Here is a 21,550-nt window from a genome sequence, read left to right as displayed (position 1 = left end):
CGCGCCGCTACGGACAGAGCGGCGCATTGCTCCGATCCCGAGCGGCCCGGGCGCTGCTCACACCGCTGGCCAATCTGGGCAGATCGACGCCTTCGACAGTGCCTTTCCCGGCGCACATATCGGCGCACTTCATGTCCATCACGCCCGGCATGACCACACGGTCGCCGTCATATTGCGCCACCGCTATGCAGCGCGCGCCACGCGAGAAATTGAGGATCAGCTTGTCATTTGTGCGCCGGGCAGTCCCGCTCCCGGCGCAATATTCGTTCGCCCCAAGCTGCACTTCCAATCCAAAGCGATACGCATTGGCCTTGCCCGGAACGATGCAGAGCGAATCCTTGCCCATGTCGCTGCGGCGCTGAAACAATCCGACCGGTGGTATCTTCGTCGCGTCGGCCACCACGCCGGTTTCTATGCCCGCGCGTTCCAGCCCCGCAATGGCCGGGTTGTCCCCGGCGGGCAGGTCCTTCGACTGACAGCCGCATAGCAACATCGCGACGATCAGTACCGCTCCCCTAATCATCGACCCTTTCCAGGCCCGCAGCGGTTACCCGACGATAAAAGCAACTCACTTCCCCCGTATGGCATGCCGGACCCGCGGGGCGCGCGATTATCCATATGGCATCCTGATCGCAATCGATGCGAATATCCTCGACCGACAGGATATGCCCGGACGTCTCGCCCTTCTTCCAAAGCCGGTTGCGGCTGCGGGACCAGAAATGCGCGACGCCTGTATCGATGGTCAAACTCAGTGCTTCGGCATTCATATGCGCGAGCATCAGGACCTTGCCATCGGCGGCGTCGGTCACCACCGCCGTTATCAGGCCATCGGGTCCATATTTCGGATCGAGGATCAGGCCGGTTTCCCGCACCTTAGAAGGATTGCTGTTCATGCGACGCATATAGAATGGGCCGCGATATTTGCGAAAGAAGATTATTGCAGCGTCACGACACCGTCACCTGCCTTACGCTGCAACTGCACACCGTCGCAGTCGGTCGCACCGCATGTGCAGGCCTCAATCGCATAGCGTACGCCGCACAGGATCAGAGTGTCGGCATCGAAGGAATAGTTCGCTATTCCAGCACGTTCTATCTTTTCCTGAACTCTGGTCTTCAGCGACATGCCACGTCTTCCCTGCGAGTCGAGCCTTCGGCACGACACCGATAATTTTTATGCTGCACCGCACAAAGTCAACACGCATGAATTGATCCAGTTCCATCGCAATGTTCAATTTTGGGTCGAGATCGGTCAGCGAATGCGACACTGTCTTGCAGCAGCCGATATCCGCACCATATCCGCGATATGAGCGACAATCAGAACAGCATGCCGACATGGCATGGCACGACCATCTTATCCGTGCGCAGAAACGGCCACGTCATCGTCGTTGGCGATGGGCAGGTCAGCATGGGGCAAACCGTCATGAAGCCGAACGCCCGCAAGGTCCGCCGCCTGCATGACGGCTCCGTCATAGGCGGCTTTGCAGGCGCAACTGCGGACGCCTTCACCCTCTTCGAACGGCTTGAATCCAAGCTTGAGCGCCATAACGGCCAGTTGATGCGCGCTGCCGTCGAACTCGCGAAGGATTGGCGGACCGATAAATATCTGCGCAATCTCGAAGCCATGATGATCGTGGCGGACAAGGACGTAACGCTGATCCTGACCGGCAATGGCGACGTGCTGGAACCCGTCGGTGGCGTGGCAGCCATCGGATCGGGTGGCAACTTCGCCCTGGCCGCAGCCCGCGCGCTGGTAGACTATGAAGCCGACGCCGAGACGCTTGGCCGCAAGGCCATGGCTATCGCCGCCGATCTGTGCGTCTACACCAACGATCAATTGACCTTGGAAACGTTGGTCAGCGCCACGTAAATCTCCCTCCTTCAGAGAGCGCGAGACCAAATATGCTCGTGCGCCCTTCCCCCTTCCGTCACAGGACGGCAGAAAGACAGACATGAACGACGCCCTTACCCCTAAAGCCATTGTCGCTGCGCTCGACGCGCACATCATCGGACAGACTGACGCCAAGCGCGCGGTTGCCGTTGCCCTGCGCAACCGTTGGCGCCGCCAAAAGCTCGACGCTGCCCTTCGCGACGAAGTAACGCCGAAGAATATCCTGATGATCGGCCCCACAGGCTGCGGCAAGACCGAAATCAGCCGTCGTCTTGCCAAGCTGGCCGACGCGCCGTTCGTGAAGGTGGAAGCCACCAAGTTCACCGAAGTCGGCTATGTCGGGCGCGACGTCGAGCAGATCGCGCGCGACCTTGTCGAAGAAGCTGTCCGTCTGGAGCGGGATCGCCGCCGCGAGTCCGTTCGCGAAGCCGCATCCGAAGCCGCCATGGGCCGCTTGCTCGATGCACTCACGGGGAAGGAAGCCAGCGAAGCCACGCGCCTGTCGTACCGCTCGCGGATCGAAGCCAATCAGATGAACGAGGCCGAGGTCGAAGTCGAAGTCTCTGACGCCCCCTCCATGCCGATGGAAATTCCGGGCATGGGCGGTCAGGTCGGCATGATCAACCTTTCCGACATGATGAGCAAAGCCTTTGGCCAACAACAGAAAAAGCGCCGCAAGATGCGCGTGCCCGAAGCATGGGACAAGCTGGTCGAGGAAGAACAGGACAAACGTCTGGATCAGGACGATGTCGCGCGTGTGGCGCTCAGCAATGCCGAGCAGAACGGGATCGTTTTCCTCGATGAGATCGACAAGATCGCGGTCAGCGACGTGCGCGGCGGCTCGGTCAGTCGCGAAGGCGTTCAGCGCGACCTGCTGCCGCTGATCGAAGGCACCACCGTCGCCACCAAATACGGTCCGCTCAAGACCGACCACATCCTTTTCATCGCGTCAGGCGCCTTTCACGTCGCCAAGCCGAGCGACTTGCTGCCCGAACTACAGGGCCGCTTGCCGATCCGTGTCGAACTGAAAGCACTGACGGAAGACGACTTTGTCGCGATCCTTTCCGACACCAAGGCGTCGCTTGCCGAGCAGTATAAAGCCCTGCTGGCGACCGAAGGCCTGACCATCGACCTGACCCCCGAAGGCATCCGCGCCGTGGCGAAAATCGCCGCCGAAGTGAATGAGCAGATCGAGAACATCGGCGCACGCCGCCTTCAGACCGTGATGGAAAAACTGTTGGAAGAAGTCAGCTTCGATGCGGAAGATCGCGTTGGGCAAACCTTGGTGGTCGATGCCGACTATGTGGCGAAGCAACTCAACTCAATCGCCCGCGACACCGACTTGAGCAAGTATATTCTATAATAATATCAATATGTTATAGAATGGTAGTTTCAAAATCTGCTTTTCACGTGTCGACTTATTTTTCGGTAAAGGCACCTCGCCGACCGTTGAAACACATTTTTACGTGTCGACTTATTTGGGCGCACGACGCGTGAATCCCGCTTTTACGTGTCGGGTTATTGACGTCCAGCGGGGTTCTGCAGGCGGATCGACCGGAGCAAATCCGGTCGATCCGCCACAGCTTATTTGCCCGCCTGCACCCCTTCGGGAAGTGCGACCGCCGACCAGCTCTTATCTGCGACCAGATACTTCTTGGCCAAAGCCTGCAAATCGGCGGACGTCACCGTCAGCAAGTCCCTGCCCATATTATTCACCACATCGACATAACGCGGATCGCGCGCCGCCCCGGCGGTCTGCTGCATCCAGAAAGCGTTGCCGGTACTGGCCCGCGACAACAACTGCCGCATAGGCGCCACCGCCCGCTGCAGTTCATCGTCGCTGACTGGCTTAGCCGCCAGATCGGCTGCCGTATCCTTGATCAGTTGGAAGAAGTAGCCGACCTTCTCCGGCTTCACCTGACTATTCACCAGAATATAGCCGCCGCTCTCCGACGAAAATGGCCAGTTGTTCTGGACATTCGGCGAGTAGGCCGCGCCATCGGTTGACCGCAGCTTCTCGAACAGTCGATCGTTGAAAATCTGCGTCAATATCTCAAGCTGCCGCGCTTCCTTCGATCCGGCAAAGCCGCCCGCCGTGGGCCACGCCATCACAGCAGCAGCCTGATCCTTGTCGCCGCGGTGACGCAACACGACCGGGGTAGCGACATGCGCCGGAAAGCGCATCTGCCGATTGGCGGCAGGCACCGGCTTATCCGGTCGCGCAGGCAAAGCCCCGAAAGTAGCAGCAACCTGCGCAATCGCATCGTCCGCTTTCACCTGTCCGAAAATCTGGACCTCGATAGGCCCGGAAGCCAGAATAGGCTCCCAGGTGGCGCGAAATGCCTGCGGCGTCAGAGCAGCAATCTCTGCCCTATCCGGCGTCCGGTAACGCACGTCCTTTGCGTGGATCAGCCAGTTGAGATCGCGGCTCAACACCGCATCCGCCGATGTGGAAAGCGTATCGTACGCGGCCGTCATGCCGGCCTTGACCCGGGCAATCGGCGCGGGATCCCATCCCGGATACGCCAGCTTGGTGGCAAACAGCTTCAACTGGTCGGCATAATCCGCCGGACGGGTAACTGCGGCCATGGCGAAGGCGTCATCGTCGACGGAAAAGTCGAAACCCAGTCGACGCCCGTTGGTCAGTTCATCCAGATCCCTCTGCCCCAGCTTGCCAATCCCCCCGGCAACCAGCGCATAGCTCGCCGCCCAACTGGGAACTGCCTTGGTGGGAGAAAAGGCCTGCTGTCCATGCCCGAAGCGGACATTGATGCGGACCTTCTCCGTCTCGGCATTATTGGCAAACAATGTCAGCTTCACGCCGTTGGCGAAGGTGACGGTCTCAATCCCCAATACGCCCAGCGGCGTGCGCGAAACCACCGCGCCCGGCGCGCCTAGCTTGGGCAGGTCCGCCATCGTCACGGCCTTGTCCGCCAACCGAACACCCGTCGCGGCTGTCACCGGCGTCTTGAGTGCTGCAGTGAGTTTCGCCTGTGCATCGGGTTGCGCCGTTGGCAGCATCAGCAAAGCGCGGGTAACATCGGCAGTGAACAAGCGGCGTGTCGACTGAAGCAACTTGTCAGGCGTCATCGCTGCCTTGCCACCACGGAATATGTCGAGCGCCGCTTGCGGACTGACGGTCGTCTCGCGAATATCGACGGCGTTCACCAGATCCCACGCCTGTTTCGATCCGGCCTCCGTATCGGAATTCTCGACCTGTATCGCCAGCGCAGTATCGAACTGCGCATATTCGCGCGCAATCTCCGCCTGCGTGGGCGGTGTCGTCTTGGCATCTTCTATGACAGCGCGCACATCCATCAACGCTTTGGCCCAATCCGCCCCTACCGGCATAATGCTGATGAAAGTGCCATCCACCGAGCGCGAAACGTCTTGTTGCTCCACATTGGCCTGCAGGAAACTACCCCCGCTACGGGCCGCTTGCTCCAGTCGGCGATTGATGATCTGTAGCGCCAGCGCGTCTGTCAGCTTGTCCTGATTGTAGATGATCGTATCCGCCCGAGGCCGCCAAGGCCGCAAAAACGCGTAGCTCAACCCGGTCGGCACGCCTGCCTCGACAATCACCCCCGCCGCCGGCTTTGCTGGATTGGGATCACCGAAGTCCGGAACGCTTTCCGCGGCACCGGCGGCTTTCCAGGGCGTGAAATATTTCGCAATCAGTGCTTCGGCGGTTGCGGGGTCAATGTCGCCAGCAATAGAAATCACAGCATTTTCGGGTCGATACCAACGCTGATGGAAAGCCTCCATCCGCGCAGCGGTCGCAGCATTCAGAGTAGCATTCGTCCCAATAGGTGAGCGCGTTTCCATCCGCTGACCGGCGAACAGAAATGCGCGGGTCGCGTCGCTGACACGGCTCCCCGGCCCCTCGCCTTCCCGCTTCTCCGCCAGAACGACGGACCGCTCGGCGGTTACCGCGCCATCGACAATGTTCGGATCGGTCATCATGCCCGAGAGGATCTTCATGCTCTCGTCCAAACCCTGCGGCGTGGCCTGCGGCAGATCGAGAGCATAGGTTGTGCCGGTCGGCGTAGTCTGCGCGTTACTGTCGCTGCCGAAGGTGACACCAAGGCGCTGCCAGATCCGCTTGGACTCACCATCCGGCACATATTTCGACCCACGAAACGTCAGATGCTCCATGAAATGCGCGAAGCCCAACTCGTCGGGCTTCTCCATCAGCGATCCCGCATCGATCCGCAGGCGAATGGCAACCTGACCTGGCGGTACACCATTGCGCCGGACGGCGTAGCGAACGCCGTTAGGAAGCGCACCGAAATGCCATTCTGGATCGATTGGCACATCGCTGTTTTCATAAAGCCAGGGGCGCTTTTGTGCGACATCGGTGCTGGGCAGCGCCGTGGTGGATACAGCCTCCTTCGCCTGAACCGATATGGGACTGGCCGTCAGCAGGAATGCGATAACGGAAAGCGAAGTGGCTGCGCGCCGGAAGGGAATTGTCATATGGCGACAGCCTAGCGCCATTTTTATGAATGGCCACTGACAAAGCGGCAGCACGGTTCGCGCATGACATAAAAACGCCCGCCCTTGGACAACCAAGAGCGGGCGTTTTTATAAAATATAAGAGGAATTACCGTCCAGCGACCCGCTGAACCGCACCCTTATGTGCGCCTACGCCATTGCGGTTGCGCGGACGGAAGGGACGCTTCGCTGGTGCCGCGCCGTCGCCTGCCGCTCCATCGCGACCGCGATGTGCGCGATCGGGATTGCCCCGACCGGGACCGCCGCGACCATTGCCACCTTCGCTGCCCTTTTTGGGCGGCGCCGCCTTCGGCAGGTTGCGAACCGCTTCTGCAAAGTTTTCCGGAAGCACCTGCAACTCACAACGTACGCGGGTCACCTTTTCGATGGCCTTGAGATACTGCCGCTCGTCATCCGCCACGAAGCTGATGGCAATGCCTTCCGCTCCGGCACGCGCCGTACGGCCGATGCGGTGCACATATTGTTCTGCCACGTTCGGCAGTTCAAAGTTGATGACATGGCTGACACCGGAAACGTCAATGCCGCGCGCGGCGATGTCGGTTGCGACCAGCAACTTCACTTGCCCCGCACGAAATGCCTGCAAAGCGGCGGTACGCTGCCCCTGGCTCTTGTTACCATGAATAGCGGCAGCGGGGATGCCCGCACCTTCCAGAAAACGCACCACCCGGTCCGCGCCATGCTTGGTGCGCGTAAAGATGAGCGCACGCTCGATTGGCTCGTTCTTGACTGTGATGGTCAGCAACGCCTGCTTTTCGGCCTGATTCACATATGTCGCATATTGCTTCACACGTTCGGCAGTCGTTGACTGCGGCGCGACAGAGACATGCACCGGATCGACAAGGAACTGGCTGCCCAGATCGGCAATGGTTTTAGGCATAGTGGCAGAGAAGAACAGGCTCTGGCGCTGCTTGGGGAGCATCTTGTCGATGCGCTTGAGCGGCTGAATAAAGCCCAGATCCATCATCTGATCGGCTTCATCGAGAACGAAGATTTCTACATGCCCAAGGCTCAGTGCGCGCTGTTCGATGAGGTCCAGCAGACGGCCCGGCGTGGCAACAAGAATATCGACACCGCCGCGAAGCTGATTGATCTGCTTGTTGATGGGGACGCCCCCGAAGACAGTTGTAACTGAGAGCTTCATGAAGCGTGCATAGTCGCGAAAGCTGTCCGCAATCTGCGCGGCCAGTTCGCGCGTCGGCGACAGGACGAGCATGCGACAGCCCTTTTGGGGCGTCAGCTTCGGATTGTTATGAAAGTAATCCAGGCTGGGAAGCGCAAACGCTGCGGTCTTGCCGGTTCCTGTCTGGGCGATACCGCACAAATCGCGGCCTTCCATCAAAGCAGGAATAGCCTGCGCTTGGATCGGCGTCGGCACTTCATAATTCTTCGCAGCAAGCGCTTGCAGGATCGGCTCAGCAAGGCCGAGTTCTTTAAATGTAGTCAAAGTTAAATACTCACAATGGAGCGTTGCGCCGAAACGATTGCAAGACGCAATCGCGGCACAAGGCGGGTTACGAAACGACCCGCGTGAAAAGGGAAGCCTCAAGCAAAGCGCAGGTCATTGGCCGGTCCAGTCATCCACGCGGCTCTGCCAGGCGGATATAAGGACGATCACGCTACCAATCGCTACGGGGCCGAAATGGCCCGGATGCTGCGCTGCGGAGGTCTTTAGGTGTGATCGATTAAAAAAGCAACAATTTTAAGTCTTGAGAAGCCACCCACTTTCCCGACTGTCAGGAAAGTGGGTGGCAGATCGCCTTATAGTGTAACCTCGGCGTGCTTCCCCTTCATCTCGGAACGGATGTCGCCGCCGATCAGCATTTTGAAAACGCCTTTGAGGGACATGTCGGCCAACCATATTTCGGCGTCCCCCAGATCAAAACGGAGCATCAATAAATTGGGGTCCTCCCGCCCGCCCTCATACCAGGCGGCCACTTCGTTGGACCAATGCGCGTCCACTACGGCCTGATCGGTCTCCTCAACCAAAGTGCCCGAAATGCACGCAAACAGATGATGATCCTTGCCAGCAAACTGGGCCATTGCTGCGCCACCGGCTGCCAGCCTGTTATCTCGCGACGTGTAGAACCAGAATGCATGATTAGCATCCTTGTCCAGTTGCGCAGTCATAGGGATGCTATGCCCCGGAGCATTGTCCAGCCCCACCATTAGAAAGGGACTGTCGGAAAGCTCCTTCCAAAACCGATCCTTGATATCATGCTCCTGGGTCATTCCAACGCTCCTTTGGTGAAGTTCATTGGGGTAAAGCGCCCAAGGCCAAAGCGGGTTCCTTGTGAGGCACCAAACAAAAGCTTGCTTGATCTGCGTCAGCTAACACCCCAAATGACACATATGTTGATCGAGACCGAAACTACCCCGAACCCCGCCACTCTCAAATTCCTGCCAGGCCAGGCAGTAATGGCGTCAGGCACACGCGATTTCGCTACTGAAGAGGAAGCGGCTGCGTCACCTCTTGCAGAGACGCTCTTTTCACTGGGCGACGTAACCGGCGTATTTTTTGGCTATGATTTCGTCTCGGTAACGTTGAGCGCCGGCGTCGATTGGTCGGACGTTAAACCAGACGTAATCGCCATTCTCCTTGATCACTTCTCCGGCAATATGCCGCTATTCCACTCTGGAAGCGCGTCGGGGATATTCGTTCCTGACGACGAGGCATTCGAAGATGATCCAGCCGATGCCGAAATCGTTGCCCAGATCAGAGAATTGATCGAAACGCGCGTCCGCCCCGCTGTCGCAAACGACGGCGGTGACATCGTGTACCGTGGCTTCGACAAGGGTAAGGTCTTTTTGAAGATGCAGGGCGCTTGCGCTGGCTGTCCGTCCTCTTCTGCGACTTTGAAACAAGGCATAGAGTCCTTGCTAAAGCACTATGTGCCTGAGGTAACCGAAGTTCGCGCCGTTTAGACATCCTTTCGAAATAAATCTCATTGCTATCTGGAGTTTACGACATGGCTGACGCTCTGCCGCAGAATGCCCTTGATCAGATTTTCGTAAAGGCACGGTCCTACAACGGCTACCTCGACAAGCCTGTTGCGGAAGCGGACCTGCATGCGATTTGGGATCTTATGAAATGGGGACCCACTTCAGCAAACCAGTTGCCCGCGCGGCTGATATGGTGCGTATCGCAGGAATCGAAGGATAAGCTTGCGGCACTGTCGTCGGGAACGAATGCCGAGAAGATAAGCAAGGCGCCGGTGACGGCTATCATCGGTATGGACGAAAATTTTCACGAATTTTTGCCAGAGCTTTTCCCGCCAGCAGACGCGAAGTCCTGGTTCGACGGAAACGAAGAACTGCGGAAGATCAGCGCCTTCCGCAATAGCACACTGCAAGGGGCATACTTCATTGTTGCCGCGCGTGCGCTTGGGCTCGATACCGGACCGATGTCGGGGTTTGACAATGCTGCCGTCGATGCGGCCTTCTTCGCGGATACGCCCAGTGTGAAGTCCAACTTTATCTCGACCCTTGGCTATGGCGATCCCGCCACGATTTTCGAACGTCTGCCACGTCCCGAATTTGGAAAATTCAACTGTATAGACTAGCGCCTGCGGGAGTAGTCTTTCGGGGTTGGGAATGCGCACTTTAGTTATCGATACGGCAACGCTGGCGTTGTCACTGGCATTGTTCGACGATGCCGCGTGCGTCGCCGAAGCGAGTACGCGCGTGGGGCGCGGCCACGCGGAGCGCCTGCTGCCGGCTATTGCCGCCTTACCCAACGGAGGGCTGGCCGACACAATAGCTGTGGATGTCGGGCCAGGCAGCTTCACCGGTGTCCGCATTGGCGTCGCCGCAGCGCGCGCTTTGGCATTTGCTTGGGGCGTACCGCTCAACGGATACAGTTCGCTGTCATTGATAGCAGCGACAGTGAAGCAGCAGTTTTCGCCAGAAGGCGCTTTCCCCGTCGTCATTACGGGCGGTCATGGCGAGCTATTCTGGCAAATGTTTGCCCCCGATACGGCGTGTGCCACCACGCCATTGCGATCTACGGCGATTTCCGCATTGGCAGTCACGCTGACTAACGCAGTGGTCTATGGCAGTGGCTCAACGGCGCTGGTCGACGCCCGCGGCTTTGGCGATGCAATCGATGTGGAAATCGACACGGCCCATTACGCATTTATGAATTCGATAGACCGGACCCTGCCCGCGACGCCTCTCTACGGTCGTGGCGCAGATGCCATGCCAATGGCCGGGATGGCGGCGTTAGCATGATCCACGGGCTTGTTCTACAACGGCACGAAAAGGCCGATCGGAATGCGCAGGCCGCCGCGATGACCATCATGACGCGCGCGTTCAATCCTGTTTTTGGTGAAGCGTGGACCGCGTCTCAACTCGCTGGGATGGTGGCACTACCGGGCACTTGGCTGACATTGGCGCGACTTGACGCTGCAACGCTTGGATTTGCGCTGGTACGCGCGATACTCGATGAGTCCGAGTTGCTTCTGTTGGCCGTAGACCCTGGGTGGAGCGGCCGTTCCATTGGGACTGCATTGCTTCGGGACTGCCTGACCGCTGCACGATTTCGCGGCATACTCACGATGCATTTGGAAGTGCGATCAACCAATGACGCAATTCATCTCTACAAAAACATTGGCTTTAACCATATAAATACTCGTCCTAATTACTATCATGGCAGTGACGGTCAGGTTCGTGACGCTTTGACTTTCCGTATTGATCTTTAGCGCCCTATTACTATTGGCTTGAAATCTACTGAGTTCGCCCATAGTGGGTCAACAACCCTCCTAAAAATAAGTAACGGACGGGTCGCCTCAATAACCGATGTCAGGAGTGTCATAATGGACGAACAAAATGCCCAGTCAGAAATGCTCATAACGCTAACCTCCGACATCGTTGCTGCGCATGTATCCAACAATAGCGTAGCTGTTTCCGACCTGCCCGTTCTCATCAAGAATGTATATGGTGCACTTTCCAGCCTTTCGGATGCTCCTGTCGTACCTGAAGTCAAGTTGGAACCGGCTGTTTCTGTTCGATCTTCTATCAAACCGGACTACATTGTATGTTTGGAGGACGGAAAGAAGCTCAAAATGCTTAAGCGTCACCTTATGACCCATTATCAGATGACGCCGGACGATTACCGGACAAAGTGGAGCCTTCCAGCCGACTATCCAATGGTGGCCCCCAACTATGCTGAGCAACGCCGCACATTGGCGAAGAAGATTGGCTTGGGGACTAAAAGGCGCCGCCGCGTCGCTGCCAAGTAATCTGAAGATAGCGTCGGTCGTGGAAGGGATGCGTTTGATAGCAAACAGCGCAGCCCTTTCGCATCTGCGATAAATTAGATAAGCTGCAAGTCACTTTACCCGTAATGACTCGCAGAATAGGGCGCTCATGAACCGCAAGATCGACGTTGAAGCCTTATGTGCCGAAAAGGGCTTGCGCATTACCGAGCAGCGGCGGGTTATCGCTCAGGTACTATCGGACGCTGAAGATCATCCTGACGTGGAAAGGCTCCACGCGCGTGCAGCGGCTATCGATCCGGGCATCTCCATTGCGACGGTTTACCGCACCGTGCGCCTGTTCGAAGAAGCGGGCATATTGGAGCGGCATGATTTCGGCGATGGTCGAGCACGGTATGAAGCCGCCCCGGAATCTCATCACGATCATCTGATCGACGTCGAAACCGGCATGGTGATCGAGTTTGTAGACCCAGAGCTGGAACAGCTACAAAAAATGATAGCTGCCAAGCTGGGGTTTCGCCTGGTCGACCACCGCATGGAACTTTACGGCGTAGCTCTAGACCGTAAAAGCTGATTTGAAGCGCTTTCCACTGGCAGACCGCATTAGACGAGCGCAGCGGCTCGCCGCGCTCCTGACAGTGTTGTTATTGTGTGTGTTGCCGCACGTGCTTTGGCGAATATTGCCATGGCGATCGCCATGGCCTCGCATATTTCTCGGTCTGGCGGCACGCGCCGTTGGCGCTCGCGTAGAAATCAGAGGAAAGCCTCTGGAACGCGATGTGTTCTTTGTGGCAAATCATCTGAGCTGGATCGATATTCTGGCCATGGGAGGAGCGACAGGAACGGCCTTCGTCTCAAAGGATGATGTGAAAGGCCTGCCGCTGGTCGGATGGCTTGCAGCACAAAACAACACGCTGTTTATCGCGCGTCACAGCCGCAATCGGGTAAGCGATCAGGTCGATGCACTAAGGCGCGCGTTGGAACAGCATCAGCCAATGACATTGTTCCCAGAAGGAACCACAGGGCATGGCGCAACTCTACTGCCGTTCAAGCCTGCTCTGTTATCCGTTATGCTTCCCCCGCCCCGCGATCTTAACGTGCAGCCTGTTTACATCGACTACGGAACGGCTGCTTCCGAGATTGCCTGGCACGAACCCAGTCTGGCAACAAACGCGCTTCGCGTTCTAACGCGCCCTGGAAATCTCTTGGTCACACTGCACTTTCTGCCTCCCTTCGATCCTGAAGACTTTCCTGATCGGAAAATGCTGGCGGCGGAATGCAGAAAAAGAATTTCAACCTGCCTACCGCCTATCGCCACACATCCGAGCGCGGTATAGCCGATCTAATGAATCGACCTCTTCTGCCCAACAAGCATCTTCCAGCGGCCCGCCGAGCGGGTGCGCCGACAACTTTCCAGGTCAAGTCCTTCGGCTGCCAGATGAACGTCTATGACGGCGAACGCATGGCTGAAATGCTGACTGCGCAAGGGATGAATGCCGCGGAGGAAAACGCGCAAGCCGATCTTGTCGTGCTCAACACCTGCCATATTCGGGAAAAGGCCGTTGACCGGGTTTATTCCGACATCGGCCGGATGCGCTATGAGGATGGAACCCGACCGATGATTGCGGTGGCCGGTTGCGTGGCACAGGCCGAGGGCGGAGAAATTTCGCGTCGCGCTCCTACGGTGGACATCGTGGTCGGTCCGCAAGCCTACCACCATTTACCGGAATTAATCGGCAAAGCTGTGCGTGGCGAAGCGGCACTCGATACGGATATGCCGGCGGCATCGAAATTCGGCGCACTTCCGGCGCGACCCAGGCAAGCACGGCCAACCGCTTTCCTTACGATTCAGGAAGGATGCGACAAATTCTGCACCTATTGCGTCGTTCCTTACACGCGCGGTGCGGAAATCAGTCGCCCTTGTTCCGCAATTCTCGATGAAGCCAAAGCGCTGATCGACGGGGGAGTAAGCGAAGTCACCCTTCTCGGGCAGAATGTGAATGCCTGGACCGGAGAAGACGAGCGCGGGCGGCACATGGGTTTTGACGATCTTATCCGTGCCTTGGCCGACTTACCTGATTTATCGCGCATTCGTTACATGACCAGCCATCCCAACGACATGACCGATGGGTTGATTAGGGCGCACGCGGAAGTACCCAAGTTAATGCCCTTTTTGCACCTTCCAGTACAGGCCGGAAGCGATCGCATATTGAAGGCGATGAACCGCAACCACACGGTTGAGAGCTACCTGACGATCATTGACAAAATGCGGGCAGTCCGCCCGGATATTGCAGTGTCTGGCGATTTTATCGTGGGGTTTCCGGGCGAAAGCGAAAGCGATTTCGAAGCGACCATGACCCTGCTGGATCAGGTACGCTATTCCATGGCCTACAGCTTCAAATACAGTCCTCGTCCGGGCACACCTGCTGCAGACATGAGTGACCAGATTTCGCCTGACGTAATGGATGAGCGTCTTCAACGACTCCAAGCGCGCATCAATGCGCATCAGGTTGAGTTCAACTCCGCGACTGTGGGCAAGCGTGTGCCTATTCTGTTGGAACGGGTTGGGCGATACCCCGGTCAATTGATCGGCAAGACGCCGTGGCTGCAATCCGTTCATGTGACTGCCCCCCATGCTGCGCTGGGCGATGTAATAGACGTCGATATTGTCAGCGCCGGACCTAATAGTCTGGCGGGCGAGATTGCAGGGAGGAAAGCTGCTTGAGCGAAATCACCAGGAGGGAACGATAATGGCGAAGAAGCATCATCCCAAGGCCGAACCTGGCGAACGCGTCCGGCTCGAAGTCACATTCGAAAAGCCTTACCTCCTCGGAACGCTCTTTGGTCAGTTCGACCAAAACCTCGTCGCTATCGAGAACAGGCTGGGCGTATATATCGCCGCACGCGGCAACCATCTGCAGATCGAAGGCGAGGCCGAAGCCGCCGCGCGTGCCCGTGACGTGTTGACCGGCCTCTACAATCGCATTGTCGAGGGACAGCCCATCGATTCCGGCGCCGTGGAGGCAGTGATTGCCATGTCATCGGAGCCTACTCTGGACGGCATCATTCGCCGCGATGTTGCCGAACCGCCCAAAGTGATGATCCGGACGCGCAAGAAGACAATCGTCCCCCGCTCGCCGACGCAAATTACCTATATGGAAGCGCTGGCGCGCAACGATGTCATCTTTGCCCTTGGGCCAGCAGGAACCGGCAAAACCTATCTTGCAGTAGCGCAGGCCGTAAGTCAGCTCATCTCAGGAAGCGTCGATCGCCTCATCCTGTCGCGTCCGGCCGTCGAAGCGGGTGAGCGCTTGGGTTTCCTTCCCGGCGATATGAAGGAAAAGGTCGATCCTTATCTGCGGCCGCTTTACGATGCGCTCTACGACACCTTACCTGCCGAACAGGTCGAGCGCCGCATCGCTTCTGGTGAAATTGAAATCGCGCCTCTTGCTTTCATGCGCGGGCGCACCCTCGCGAACGCCTTTATCATCCTCGATGAAGCGCAGAACACTACTATCGCGCAGATGAAGATGTTCCTTACCCGCTTCGGCGAGAATAGCCGGATGGTCATCTGCGGCGACCCCAAACAGGTTGACTTGCCGCAGCCTGGTGCCTCCGGCTTGGCAGACGCTGTCGGAAAGCTGGAGGGTATCGAAGGCATCGCGGTCGTGCCGTTCGGCATATCCGACGTCGTGCGTCATCCTGTCGTTGGTCGGATTGTTCAGGCTTACGAGGGTCCGGATGCTTGACGTTGCGCTTATCAATGAAGGCAATGAATGGCCGACGGGAGTAGACTGGGAAAGCCTGGCGGAACGCGCTGTCGTTTCAGCCATACGACACAGCCTTTATGCCGATTATGAAACGCAACCTGTATCCTACGAAGTTGCCGTAAAGCTGACCGGCAATACGGAAGTCCAAACGCTCAACCGCGACTATCGGCAGAAAGACAAGCCGACGAATGTGCTGTCATTTCCCATGGTGCAAACCGACCTGCTCGAAACGATGGCCAACACAGACGATGGCGAAGTCCTTCTTGGCGATATCGTGCTAGCCGCTGGCGTCTGCACCTCTGAGGCTCAGGATAAAGGCGTCTCCGTAGCCGATCACGCCACGCATCTGATCGTACACGGCATGCTTCACCTTTTGGGCTATGACCATATGGATGAAATCGACGCCGAGGCCATGGAAGCATTGGAAATACGCGCCCTTGCTTCTATGGGACTTGCTGACCCATATTCGAGCTGAACAACTGGCTCAACAACATAAGGAAGAGAACTTCTCATGGCTGACGACAGCCCGGCGCCTTCGAAAGACGCGGACAGTAGCAGCAATGCATCCTCGGGCGAAGGCGGCTTATGGCAAGGCCTGAAGGCTCTTATCTTCGGCGAAGACAGCGATCATAGTCTGCGCAAGGAGATCGAAGAAGCCATAGACGAATATGACGAGGACAATGAGGAAGACGGCTCTTCCCGAACCAAGGGCGATTTGTCGGCCATAGAACGGCAAATGCTTCGAAATCTCCTGCATTTCAGCGAGCATACCGTTGACGATATCGCGCTACCGCGGGCCGATATCATTGCCATCGAAGAAAAAGCGAGTTTCGACGACCTGGCAGCGTTGTTTGCCGACGCGGGCCATAGCCGCATCCCCGTTTATCGCGATACGCTCGACACTATCATCGGCATGATCCACATTCGCGATGCCTTTGCCATTCTGGCTGGAAAAGCCCCTCCCCCCGCAACGCTTGAGCCATTGATCCGCCAGCCTCTCTATGTCCCGGAGAGCATGGGCGTGCTCGATCTTCTTGCGGAAATGCGCGCCAAGCGCACGCACCTCGCCATTGTCCTTGATGAATATTCAGGCACCGAGGGACTGTTGACCTTCGAAGATCTTGTCGAGGAAATCGTTGGCGAAGTCGAAGACGAGCATGACGACGAGCCGGAAGCTCTCCTCATCCCCTTGGAAGACGGACTATGGGATGCGGATGCGCGCGCGGAGCTCGACGATGTCGCAGAAGAAATCGATAAGAAGCTGGCCGATATCGAAGAAGACGTGGACACATTAGGAGGCCTGGCTTTCGTGATCGCTGGACGGGTTCCGGAAATCGGTGAAATTCTGCTGCATGAAGAGAGCGGCTGGCGTTTGGAAGTTACGGCAAGCGACAGTCGAAGGGTCAGTCGATTGCGCCTCCATCCGCCGCAGCATGACAATGGTCATGAAACGGACTAGCGGGTGGTCTTGCGCGGCTAGCGCAGCCGTTTACTGTCTTATCTAAGATTTTGAGGGGAAACGATTCGATGGATGCCGTCAACTGGAGCGCAAACGCTCAATTGCATGAGCGCGACGATGCTGGCTCCGACATGTTCGTCGAATTCAAAACCTTGAAGAGTGGGACCCTGTCAGAGCTCATTTCTTATGTGATGGCCTTGCCTTCCGATCAAAAGGCCCGGCTGATTATCGATGCGTTCGGCGTGGGGTCACTGAACATAAACGATATCACCAATTTGTCGGCGAGAGCGGATTTCCCTACAAATTAGCTAAGGGTGAAGCCAATCGCCCGCTGGCGCCATGCTTCGGCCAATTGCGGCATGGCCGCTAACGTTCGTACAGCTTCCGGATCGCGTTTGTAGCCGCCGGCTATCAGCAGGTTGAAAACGCGCTCGACGCTCCATTCGGGAAGCGGACGCTCTATCAAAGTCATTTCAGACCCCGCCTCCGCATCGCCCTCTTTGATTACGCGGAAATAAACTCCGGATCGCCCGGTTTTCACGACTGTCGCCATAACATCGCGCCTGCCAAACCGATGATCGAGCTTGGAGCATGGCTGCCGTCCATGGCTCACCTCGACCACAGCACTGCCGAATGTAAAACGATCGCCTATGCAGATTTCCGTTTCCACCAAACCGCGCGACGCGATATTTTCCCCGAATGCACCCGGTTTCTTCAATAAGAAATGGTCGGAAAGTTGCTCATTCCAAAAAGGGTAATGATCTTGGGGATACAGGTGGATGGCTTTGTCCCAACCGCCATGATGGACGGGGTCTGCAACGGCATCCCCTTCCAGTCCGAGCCAACCGATCCGTACGGGGCCTGGAACTTCCTTTTTCTCGATTGCGCTATATTCCTGATCGCGAAATAGCGCAGGCTGGCCTGTCAACAAGGCAGTGATGGTCATCTTTGGCATTCCACGTTTTCGCAGAATCTATTTAATATTTCCAGCGTTCATACAGACTGCAACTCTGAACCAAGTTTCAGCACTTGACCGCCAGCATCGGTAGAGATGAGATAAGCAGGATTACTTTGGCTGCCGTTGCGGGAGACTTTTGCGCTCTCGATGGTTCGTTCGACATGCCTCTCAAACCTGTCGGTGACTTTGCCATGTCCAACGCCAGTGCCCCAGTTCCAACGAACGCGCTGGCCCTTGCGAAAAAGCGTGGTCTGGCCCGGATCACTCATAACCGAAAATCTCTCTTTCGAAGATATAAAGCGGAAGAGGCGCAGCCGGTTCCCTTGGCCTTTGCGCCGGTGTGGTTTAAGGGCGGGGAAATGGATACTACGGCCCTTCGTATCGCGCTGTTCAGCGGTAACTATAACTATGTACGAGACGGAGCTAATCAGGCCCTGAACAGACTGGTCGGCTATTTGATACGGCAGGGCGCTCATGTGCGTATTTATGCGCCTACGGTAAAAGAGCCCGCTTTCCCTGCGACGGGCGATTTAGTCAGCGCGCCTTCCCTACCTATACCAGGGCGCGGCGAATACCGGGTACCGTTGGGTCTTTCGCCTAAACTGCGAAAAGACCTTAAGCGATTTGCGCCGAACATAGTCCATGTTGCCAGTCCCGATCCGATGGGACATCGTGCCATAAGCTGGGCACGCGCACGCAATTTACCCGCCGTAGCCTCCGTCCACACTAGGTTTGAAACCTACCCCCGCTATTATGGCCTCGCTTTTCTCGAGCCCATTATCGAAGCGGGGTTGCGCCGTTTCTATCGCCGGTGCGACGCGATCATGGCACCTTCCGATTCCATGGCACAACTGCTGCGCAACCAGCGCATGAACTATGATGTTGGCATCTGGACGCGCGGCATCGATCAAGAGATATTCAACCCTGGACGGCGCGATCTGGAATGGCGCCGCAGTCTTGGGATAGCCGACGACACCCCCGTCATCGGATTCACCGGGCGTTTGGTCATGGAAAAGGGCCTGGACGTATTTTCCGATGCGATATCGCAACTTCAGACCCGTGGCGTCCGGCATCACGTTCTGGTGCTGGGCGACGGTCCCGCAAGGGGGTGGTTCGAAAACAGGTTGCCCAATGCGACCTTCGTCGGATTCCAAAGTGGTGCAAATCTCGGCCGCGGTGTCGCCAGCATGGATATGCTCTTCAATCCTTCTGTGACCGAAACCTTCGGAAATGTAACCCTTGAAGCCATGGCATGCGCGCTTCCGACGGTTGCGGCCCGCGCCACTGGTAGCGAGTCTCTGGTTAGTGACGGCGTCACCGGCCGCCTAATCCGCCCCGGAGCCATCAACAAGTTTGCCGATGCGCTACAACAATATTGCGTCGACCCTGAAAGCCGCCATCGTGCTGGCGAGGCCGGTCGGTTGGAAGCGGAACGCTATGGATGGGATCAGGTCAATCAGCAGTTGGTTGACACATATATTCGCGTGATCGGTCAGCGCACCCGTGGCGCGATGGCGCTTGCCAGCCCCGTTCCGTGATCTGTCATGACTGATCTCTTTGGCGATGATGATAACGCGCCCGCTGAACGGGGTCAGGCTGACTCACCGCTGGCAGACCGCTTACGTCCTCGCACGCTACAGGAAGTCGTGGGTCAGGATCATCTGACCGGCCCTGAGGGCGCGATAGGGCGCATGGTTGCAGCCGGGCGCCTATCGTCCATCCTTTTCTGGGGCCCGCCGGGAACGGGAAAGACCACAATCTCCCGCCTGTTGGCCGATGCAGTCGGAATCCGTTTCGAGCCGATCTCGGCTGTGTTTTCCGGCGTGGCCGATCTAAAGAAGGTCTTTGCCGCAGCACGCGATCATGCTCGTATCGGCCAGAAGACGCTGCTTTTCGTCGATGAAATTCACCGCTTCAACCGGGCCCAGCAAGACAGCTTTCTCCCCTATGTAGAAGACGGCACCGTCACTCTGGTCGGAGCTACGACGGAGAACCCCAGCTTTGAACTGAACGCTGCTCTTCTTTCGCGTACCCAGGTGCTGATCCTGCGGCGTCTCGATAGCGATGCGCTGGAAAAATTGCTGACACGGGCTGAGGAGTTAGTCCAATGCCCCCTTCCCTTAACGCTTGATGCGCGGGAAGCCTTGATCGCCAGTGCCGATGGCGATGGCCGCTTTCTGCTCAACCAAGCCGAGACATTATATTCGGTATCGATCCCTGATCCGCTCGATCCGGCAGGCTTATCCGCTTTGCTCCACCGGCGGCTTGCTGTGTACGACAAGGATCGAGAAGGTCACTACAATCTCATCTCTGCGCTTCACAAATCCCTGCGGGGATCGGACCCACAAGCGGCGCTTTATTATCTGGCAAGAATGCTGACGGCCGGCGAACAGCCGCTCTATGTACTGCGCCGACTTGTGCGCTTCGCGAGTGAGGACATCGGCCTCGCCGACCCACAAGCGCTGGTGCAGTGCCTAGCTGCTAAGGAAGCCTATGATTTTCTGGGCTCCCCAGAAGGTGAATTGGCCATCGTCCAAGCCTGCCTCTATTGCGCGACAGCGCCCAAATCCAACGCGGCCTATGTTGCACAGAAAGCGGCGTTCAAGGCCGCGCGCGAGACAGGGTCGCTGATGCCCCCGCAAAATATCCTGAACGCTCCTACCAAGCTGATGAAAGATGTCGGCTACGGCAAGGGCTATGCCTATGATCATGATGCGCCGGACGGTTTCTCCGCTGCAAATTATTGGCCAGACGAATTGCCCCCACAGGCATTTTATCAACCCACAGATCGCGGCTTCGAACAGCGCATAGCCGAGCGTCTCGCATGGTGGGACGCGCGCCGCGCCGAACAACGCGACAATTGACGCTCTGCGACATCCGCTTCGATCATTTCGCCGTCATTGACTGGTCCGGGCAAGCCGTGGAACGGCCTGCCGGATTGGCACTTGCCCACGCAACTGGGGGCGACGCGGCCCCTACCCTTTTACGTCCCGAAAGGGGATGGACCCGGCCAGCCCTTGCGCAATGGCTTGCGGAGCATGGGCGTGCGGGGACGCGCATGCTGGTGGGCATGGACCTTTCTCCCGCTTTTCCCTTTCTAGATGCAGGCGGTTATTTCCCAAGCTGGGACCAATCACCCGCCGATGCTCCGGCGCTTTGGCAGTTTATTGACGCACTAAGTGCTAACGATCCGCATCTCTCCGCCAACAGCTTCCTCCTCCATCCGGAAGCGCGCCGCCATTTTCGGCAGTTAAGGGATTGCGGCGATCTGTTTCCTACGGGACGCGGACGCTTTCGGGTGTGTGAGCATGGACAGGCGGCCATGCGTCTTTCGCCCTATAGCTGTTTCAATCTGGTGGGTGCGGCGCAAGTGGGGAAGTCCAGCCTGACCGGGATGCGGGTTCTCCATCGGTTGAGGGGGTTGGTGCCGATCTGGCCATTCGACCCGTTGCCGGATCATGGGCCAGTAATCGTTGAGATTTATACGGCGCTGGCCGCCCGTGCTGCAGGATTGCGCAAAGGCTTGTCCAAAATCCGTGACAGCGCGTCTCTCGATGAAGCACTGGCGGCATTTGGCACGCGCCCTCATGCGCCGCTTGCGAGGTATGACGACCACAGTACCGACGCAATTCTCACTACAGCCTGGTTGCGGCGGGCGGTTGCGGATGCCGCACTTTGGCATCCCGAACATCTAACACCAAAAATAGCGCAAACGGAGGGGTGGACCTTTGGCGTCTACTGATAGTA

Annotated in this window: 25 protein-coding genes; 17 read left to right on the top strand and 8 right to left on the bottom strand. The window is 57.5% G+C overall.

Annotated features, from left to right (window positions below):
- Window positions 1-7: 7 nt before the first annotated feature.
- From QMG56_RS11265 to QMG56_RS11255, 3 genes are read right to left on the bottom strand one after another with little or no spacing between them, the layout of a single operon-like run.
- On the bottom strand, window positions 8-523 hold the full coding sequence (locus QMG56_RS11265) for a hypothetical protein (protein ID WP_281822619.1): 516 nt from the start codon (window positions 521-523) through the stop codon (window positions 8-10).
- Window positions 516-893 carry a phosphoribosyl-AMP cyclohydrolase gene (hisI, locus tag QMG56_RS11260; RefSeq protein WP_281822618.1) on the bottom strand — a complete coding sequence of 126 codons (378 nt, stop codon included), beginning with the start codon at window positions 891-893 and terminating at the stop codon, window positions 516-518. Before hisI ends, QMG56_RS11265 begins: the two co-directional genes overlap by 8 nt.
- Window positions 894-934: 41 nt before the next feature.
- Complete coding sequence (locus tag QMG56_RS11255) at window positions 935-1,123, bottom strand: hypothetical protein (protein ID WP_281822617.1); 189 nt, start codon at window positions 1,121-1,123, stop codon at window positions 935-937.
- A gap of 180 nt (window positions 1,124-1,303) precedes the next feature.
- On the opposite strand from QMG56_RS11255, the gene hslV reads away from it, so the two are divergent.
- Together hslV and hslU are read left to right on the top strand one after the other, a co-directional pair.
- Window positions 1,304-1,867 (top strand): ATP-dependent protease subunit HslV, encoded by a 564-nt coding sequence (hslV, locus tag QMG56_RS11250; protein WP_281822616.1) that lies wholly within the window; start codon window positions 1,304-1,306, stop codon window positions 1,865-1,867.
- An 82-nt stretch (window positions 1,868-1,949) separates the two neighbouring features.
- A complete protein-coding gene (gene hslU / locus QMG56_RS11245; protein WP_230187471.1) occupies window positions 1,950-3,251 on the top strand; it encodes an ATP-dependent protease ATPase subunit HslU in 1,302 nt (433 codons plus the stop codon).
- 221 nt (window positions 3,252-3,472) lie between these two features.
- On the opposite strand, the gene QMG56_RS11240 is transcribed toward hslU, so the two are convergent.
- The 3 genes from QMG56_RS11240 to QMG56_RS11230 all read right to left on the bottom strand — a co-directional run bounded on the left by QMG56_RS11240 (window position 3,473) and on the right by QMG56_RS11230 (window position 8,632).
- Complete coding sequence (locus QMG56_RS11240) at window positions 3,473-6,364, bottom strand: pitrilysin family protein (protein ID WP_281822615.1); 2,892 nt, start codon at window positions 6,362-6,364, stop codon at window positions 3,473-3,475.
- Window positions 6,365-6,491: 127 nt separating this feature from the next.
- Window positions 6,492-7,847 (bottom strand): DEAD/DEAH box helicase, encoded by a 1,356-nt coding sequence (locus QMG56_RS11235; RefSeq protein WP_281822614.1) that lies wholly within the window; start codon window positions 7,845-7,847, stop codon window positions 6,492-6,494.
- 314 nt (window positions 7,848-8,161) lie between these two features.
- Entirely contained in the window at window positions 8,162-8,632 is a 471-nt protein-coding gene (locus tag QMG56_RS11230) for a pyridoxamine 5'-phosphate oxidase family protein (RefSeq protein WP_281822613.1), read from the bottom strand.
- Window positions 8,633-8,752: 120 nt separating this feature from the next.
- On the opposite strand from QMG56_RS11230, the gene QMG56_RS11225 reads away from it, so the two are divergent.
- From QMG56_RS11225 to QMG56_RS11170, 12 genes are all read left to right on the top strand, one after another.
- Complete coding sequence (locus QMG56_RS11225) at window positions 8,753-9,325, top strand: NifU family protein (protein ID WP_230187530.1); 573 nt, start codon at window positions 8,753-8,755, stop codon at window positions 9,323-9,325.
- A gap of 44 nt (window positions 9,326-9,369) precedes the next feature.
- The gene (locus QMG56_RS11220) at window positions 9,370-9,963 is read left to right on the top strand and encodes a malonic semialdehyde reductase (protein WP_281822612.1); all 594 of its coding nucleotides are present in this window, start codon (window positions 9,370-9,372) and stop codon (window positions 9,961-9,963) included.
- Window positions 9,964-9,994: 31 nt separating this feature from the next.
- Window positions 9,995-10,630, top strand: a complete 636-nt coding sequence (gene tsaB / locus QMG56_RS11215) for a tRNA (adenosine(37)-N6)-threonylcarbamoyltransferase complex dimerization subunit type 1 TsaB (RefSeq protein ID WP_281822611.1) — start codon at window positions 9,995-9,997, stop codon at window positions 10,628-10,630.
- Window positions 10,627-11,100, top strand: coding sequence for a GNAT family N-acetyltransferase (locus QMG56_RS11210; RefSeq protein WP_230187465.1), 474 nt, complete (start codon window positions 10,627-10,629; stop codon window positions 11,098-11,100). The genes tsaB and QMG56_RS11210 overlap by 4 nt, the downstream gene beginning before the upstream one ends.
- Window positions 11,101-11,214: 114 nt before the next feature.
- The gene (locus tag QMG56_RS11205; protein ID WP_230187464.1) at window positions 11,215-11,640 is read left to right on the top strand and encodes a MucR family transcriptional regulator; all 426 of its coding nucleotides are present in this window, start codon (window positions 11,215-11,217) and stop codon (window positions 11,638-11,640) included.
- A 127-nt stretch (window positions 11,641-11,767) separates the two neighbouring features.
- Window positions 11,768-12,190 (top strand): Fur family transcriptional regulator, encoded by a 423-nt coding sequence (locus tag QMG56_RS11200; protein WP_281822610.1) that lies wholly within the window; start codon window positions 11,768-11,770, stop codon window positions 12,188-12,190.
- A gap of 1 nt (window position 12,191) precedes the next feature.
- Window positions 12,192-12,953, top strand: coding sequence for a 1-acyl-sn-glycerol-3-phosphate acyltransferase (locus tag QMG56_RS11195; RefSeq protein WP_281822609.1), 762 nt, complete (start codon window positions 12,192-12,194; stop codon window positions 12,951-12,953).
- Window positions 12,954-12,961: 8 nt separating this feature from the next.
- A complete protein-coding gene (miaB, locus tag QMG56_RS11190; RefSeq protein ID WP_281822608.1) occupies window positions 12,962-14,341 on the top strand; it encodes a tRNA (N6-isopentenyl adenosine(37)-C2)-methylthiotransferase MiaB in 1,380 nt (459 codons plus the stop codon).
- A gap of 25 nt (window positions 14,342-14,366) precedes the next feature.
- Window positions 14,367-15,365, top strand: a complete 999-nt coding sequence (locus tag QMG56_RS11185; RefSeq protein WP_230187462.1) for a PhoH family protein — start codon at window positions 14,367-14,369, stop codon at window positions 15,363-15,365.
- Window positions 15,358-15,861, top strand: a complete 504-nt coding sequence (ybeY, locus tag QMG56_RS11180; protein WP_281822607.1) for an rRNA maturation RNase YbeY — start codon at window positions 15,358-15,360, stop codon at window positions 15,859-15,861. The genes QMG56_RS11185 and ybeY overlap by 8 nt, the downstream gene beginning before the upstream one ends.
- Window positions 15,862-15,897: 36 nt before the next feature.
- Window positions 15,898-16,845, top strand: coding sequence for a hemolysin family protein (locus QMG56_RS11175; protein WP_281822606.1), 948 nt, complete (start codon window positions 15,898-15,900; stop codon window positions 16,843-16,845).
- 68 nt (window positions 16,846-16,913) lie between these two features.
- Complete coding sequence (locus tag QMG56_RS11170) at window positions 16,914-17,153, top strand: hypothetical protein (RefSeq protein WP_230187459.1); 240 nt, start codon at window positions 16,914-16,916, stop codon at window positions 17,151-17,153.
- Here QMG56_RS11170 and QMG56_RS11165 read toward each other — a convergent pair.
- Both QMG56_RS11165 and QMG56_RS23355 read right to left on the bottom strand, forming a co-directional pair.
- Window positions 17,150-17,791 (bottom strand): MOSC domain-containing protein, encoded by a 642-nt coding sequence (locus QMG56_RS11165; protein ID WP_375713682.1) that lies wholly within the window; start codon window positions 17,789-17,791, stop codon window positions 17,150-17,152. The genes QMG56_RS11170 and QMG56_RS11165 overlap by 4 nt on opposite strands.
- A gap of 47 nt (window positions 17,792-17,838) precedes the next feature.
- Entirely contained in the window at window positions 17,839-18,279 is a 441-nt protein-coding gene (locus QMG56_RS23355; protein WP_309298555.1) for a DUF2945 domain-containing protein, read from the bottom strand.
- Here QMG56_RS23355 and QMG56_RS11155 point away from each other — a divergent pair.
- Genes QMG56_RS11155 through QMG56_RS11145 form a run of 3 tightly spaced genes read left to right on the top strand, consistent with a single transcriptional unit; the run spans window position 18,163 to window position 21,545 of the window.
- Complete coding sequence (locus QMG56_RS11155; RefSeq protein WP_281822604.1) at window positions 18,163-19,341, top strand: glycosyltransferase family 1 protein; 1,179 nt, start codon at window positions 18,163-18,165, stop codon at window positions 19,339-19,341. The two genes, QMG56_RS23355 and QMG56_RS11155, sit on opposite strands and share 117 nt — an antisense overlap.
- A gap of 6 nt (window positions 19,342-19,347) precedes the next feature.
- Window positions 19,348-20,667 carry a replication-associated recombination protein A gene (locus QMG56_RS11150; RefSeq protein ID WP_281822603.1) on the top strand — a complete coding sequence of 440 codons (1,320 nt, stop codon included), beginning with the start codon at window positions 19,348-19,350 and terminating at the stop codon, window positions 20,665-20,667.
- The gene (locus QMG56_RS11145; RefSeq protein WP_281822602.1) at window positions 20,628-21,545 is read left to right on the top strand and encodes a hypothetical protein; all 918 of its coding nucleotides are present in this window, start codon (window positions 20,628-20,630) and stop codon (window positions 21,543-21,545) included. The genes QMG56_RS11150 and QMG56_RS11145 overlap by 40 nt, the downstream gene beginning before the upstream one ends.
- Window positions 21,546-21,550 lie beyond the last annotated feature (5 nt).

It is taken from the genome of Sphingobium sp. BS19 (assembly GCF_027925545.1).
Classification (GTDB): domain Bacteria; phylum Pseudomonadota; class Alphaproteobacteria; order Sphingomonadales; family Sphingomonadaceae; genus Sphingobium.
This window is presented reverse-complemented; position numbering and strand designations above follow the sequence as displayed.

Coding starts and splice junctions, on each gene's coding strand:
- QMG56_RS11220 (WP_281822612.1), top strand. CDS start 9,370: ATGGCTGACGCTCTGCCGCAGAATGCCCTTGATCAGATTTTCGTAAAG.
- QMG56_RS11200 (WP_281822610.1), top strand. CDS start 11,768: ATGAACCGCAAGATCGACGTTGAAGCCTTATGTGCCGAAAAGGGCTTG.
- QMG56_RS11205 (WP_230187464.1), top strand. CDS start 11,215: ATGGACGAACAAAATGCCCAGTCAGAAATGCTCATAACGCTAACCTCC.
- QMG56_RS11175 (WP_281822606.1), top strand. CDS start 15,898: ATGGCTGACGACAGCCCGGCGCCTTCGAAAGACGCGGACAGTAGCAGC.
- QMG56_RS11150 (WP_281822603.1), top strand. CDS start 19,348: ATGACTGATCTCTTTGGCGATGATGATAACGCGCCCGCTGAACGGGGT.
- QMG56_RS11155 (WP_281822604.1), top strand. CDS start 18,163: ATGGATACTACGGCCCTTCGTATCGCGCTGTTCAGCGGTAACTATAAC.
- QMG56_RS11210 (WP_230187465.1), top strand. CDS start 10,627: ATGATCCACGGGCTTGTTCTACAACGGCACGAAAAGGCCGATCGGAAT.
- QMG56_RS11240 (WP_281822615.1), bottom strand. CDS start 6,364: ATGACAATTCCCTTCCGGCGCGCAGCCACTTCGCTTTCCGTTATCGCA.
- tsaB (WP_281822611.1), top strand. CDS start 9,995: ATGCGCACTTTAGTTATCGATACGGCAACGCTGGCGTTGTCACTGGCA.
- hslV (WP_281822616.1), top strand. CDS start 1,304: ATGAGCGACAATCAGAACAGCATGCCGACATGGCATGGCACGACCATC.
- QMG56_RS11170 (WP_230187459.1), top strand. CDS start 16,914: ATGGATGCCGTCAACTGGAGCGCAAACGCTCAATTGCATGAGCGCGAC.
- QMG56_RS11265 (WP_281822619.1), bottom strand. CDS start 523: ATGATTAGGGGAGCGGTACTGATCGTCGCGATGTTGCTATGCGGCTGT.
- QMG56_RS11185 (WP_230187462.1), top strand. CDS start 14,367: ATGGCGAAGAAGCATCATCCCAAGGCCGAACCTGGCGAACGCGTCCGG.
- hisI (WP_281822618.1), bottom strand. CDS start 893: ATGAACAGCAATCCTTCTAAGGTGCGGGAAACCGGCCTGATCCTCGAT.
- hslU (WP_230187471.1), top strand. CDS start 1,950: ATGAACGACGCCCTTACCCCTAAAGCCATTGTCGCTGCGCTCGACGCG.
- QMG56_RS11165 (WP_375713682.1), bottom strand. CDS start 17,791: ATGACCATCACTGCCTTGTTGACAGGCCAGCCTGCGCTATTTCGCGAT.
- ybeY (WP_281822607.1), top strand. CDS start 15,358: ATGCTTGACGTTGCGCTTATCAATGAAGGCAATGAATGGCCGACGGGA.
- QMG56_RS23355 (WP_309298555.1), bottom strand. CDS start 18,279: ATGAGCGCCCTGCCGTATCAAATAGCCGACCAGTCTGTTCAGGGCCTG.
- QMG56_RS11145 (WP_281822602.1), top strand. CDS start 20,628: ATGGTGGGACGCGCGCCGCGCCGAACAACGCGACAATTGACGCTCTGC.
- QMG56_RS11255 (WP_281822617.1), bottom strand. CDS start 1,123: ATGTCGCTGAAGACCAGAGTTCAGGAAAAGATAGAACGTGCTGGAATA.
- QMG56_RS11230 (WP_281822613.1), bottom strand. CDS start 8,632: ATGACCCAGGAGCATGATATCAAGGATCGGTTTTGGAAGGAGCTTTCC.
- miaB (WP_281822608.1), top strand. CDS start 12,962: ATGAATCGACCTCTTCTGCCCAACAAGCATCTTCCAGCGGCCCGCCGA.
- QMG56_RS11225 (WP_230187530.1), top strand. CDS start 8,753: ATGTTGATCGAGACCGAAACTACCCCGAACCCCGCCACTCTCAAATTC.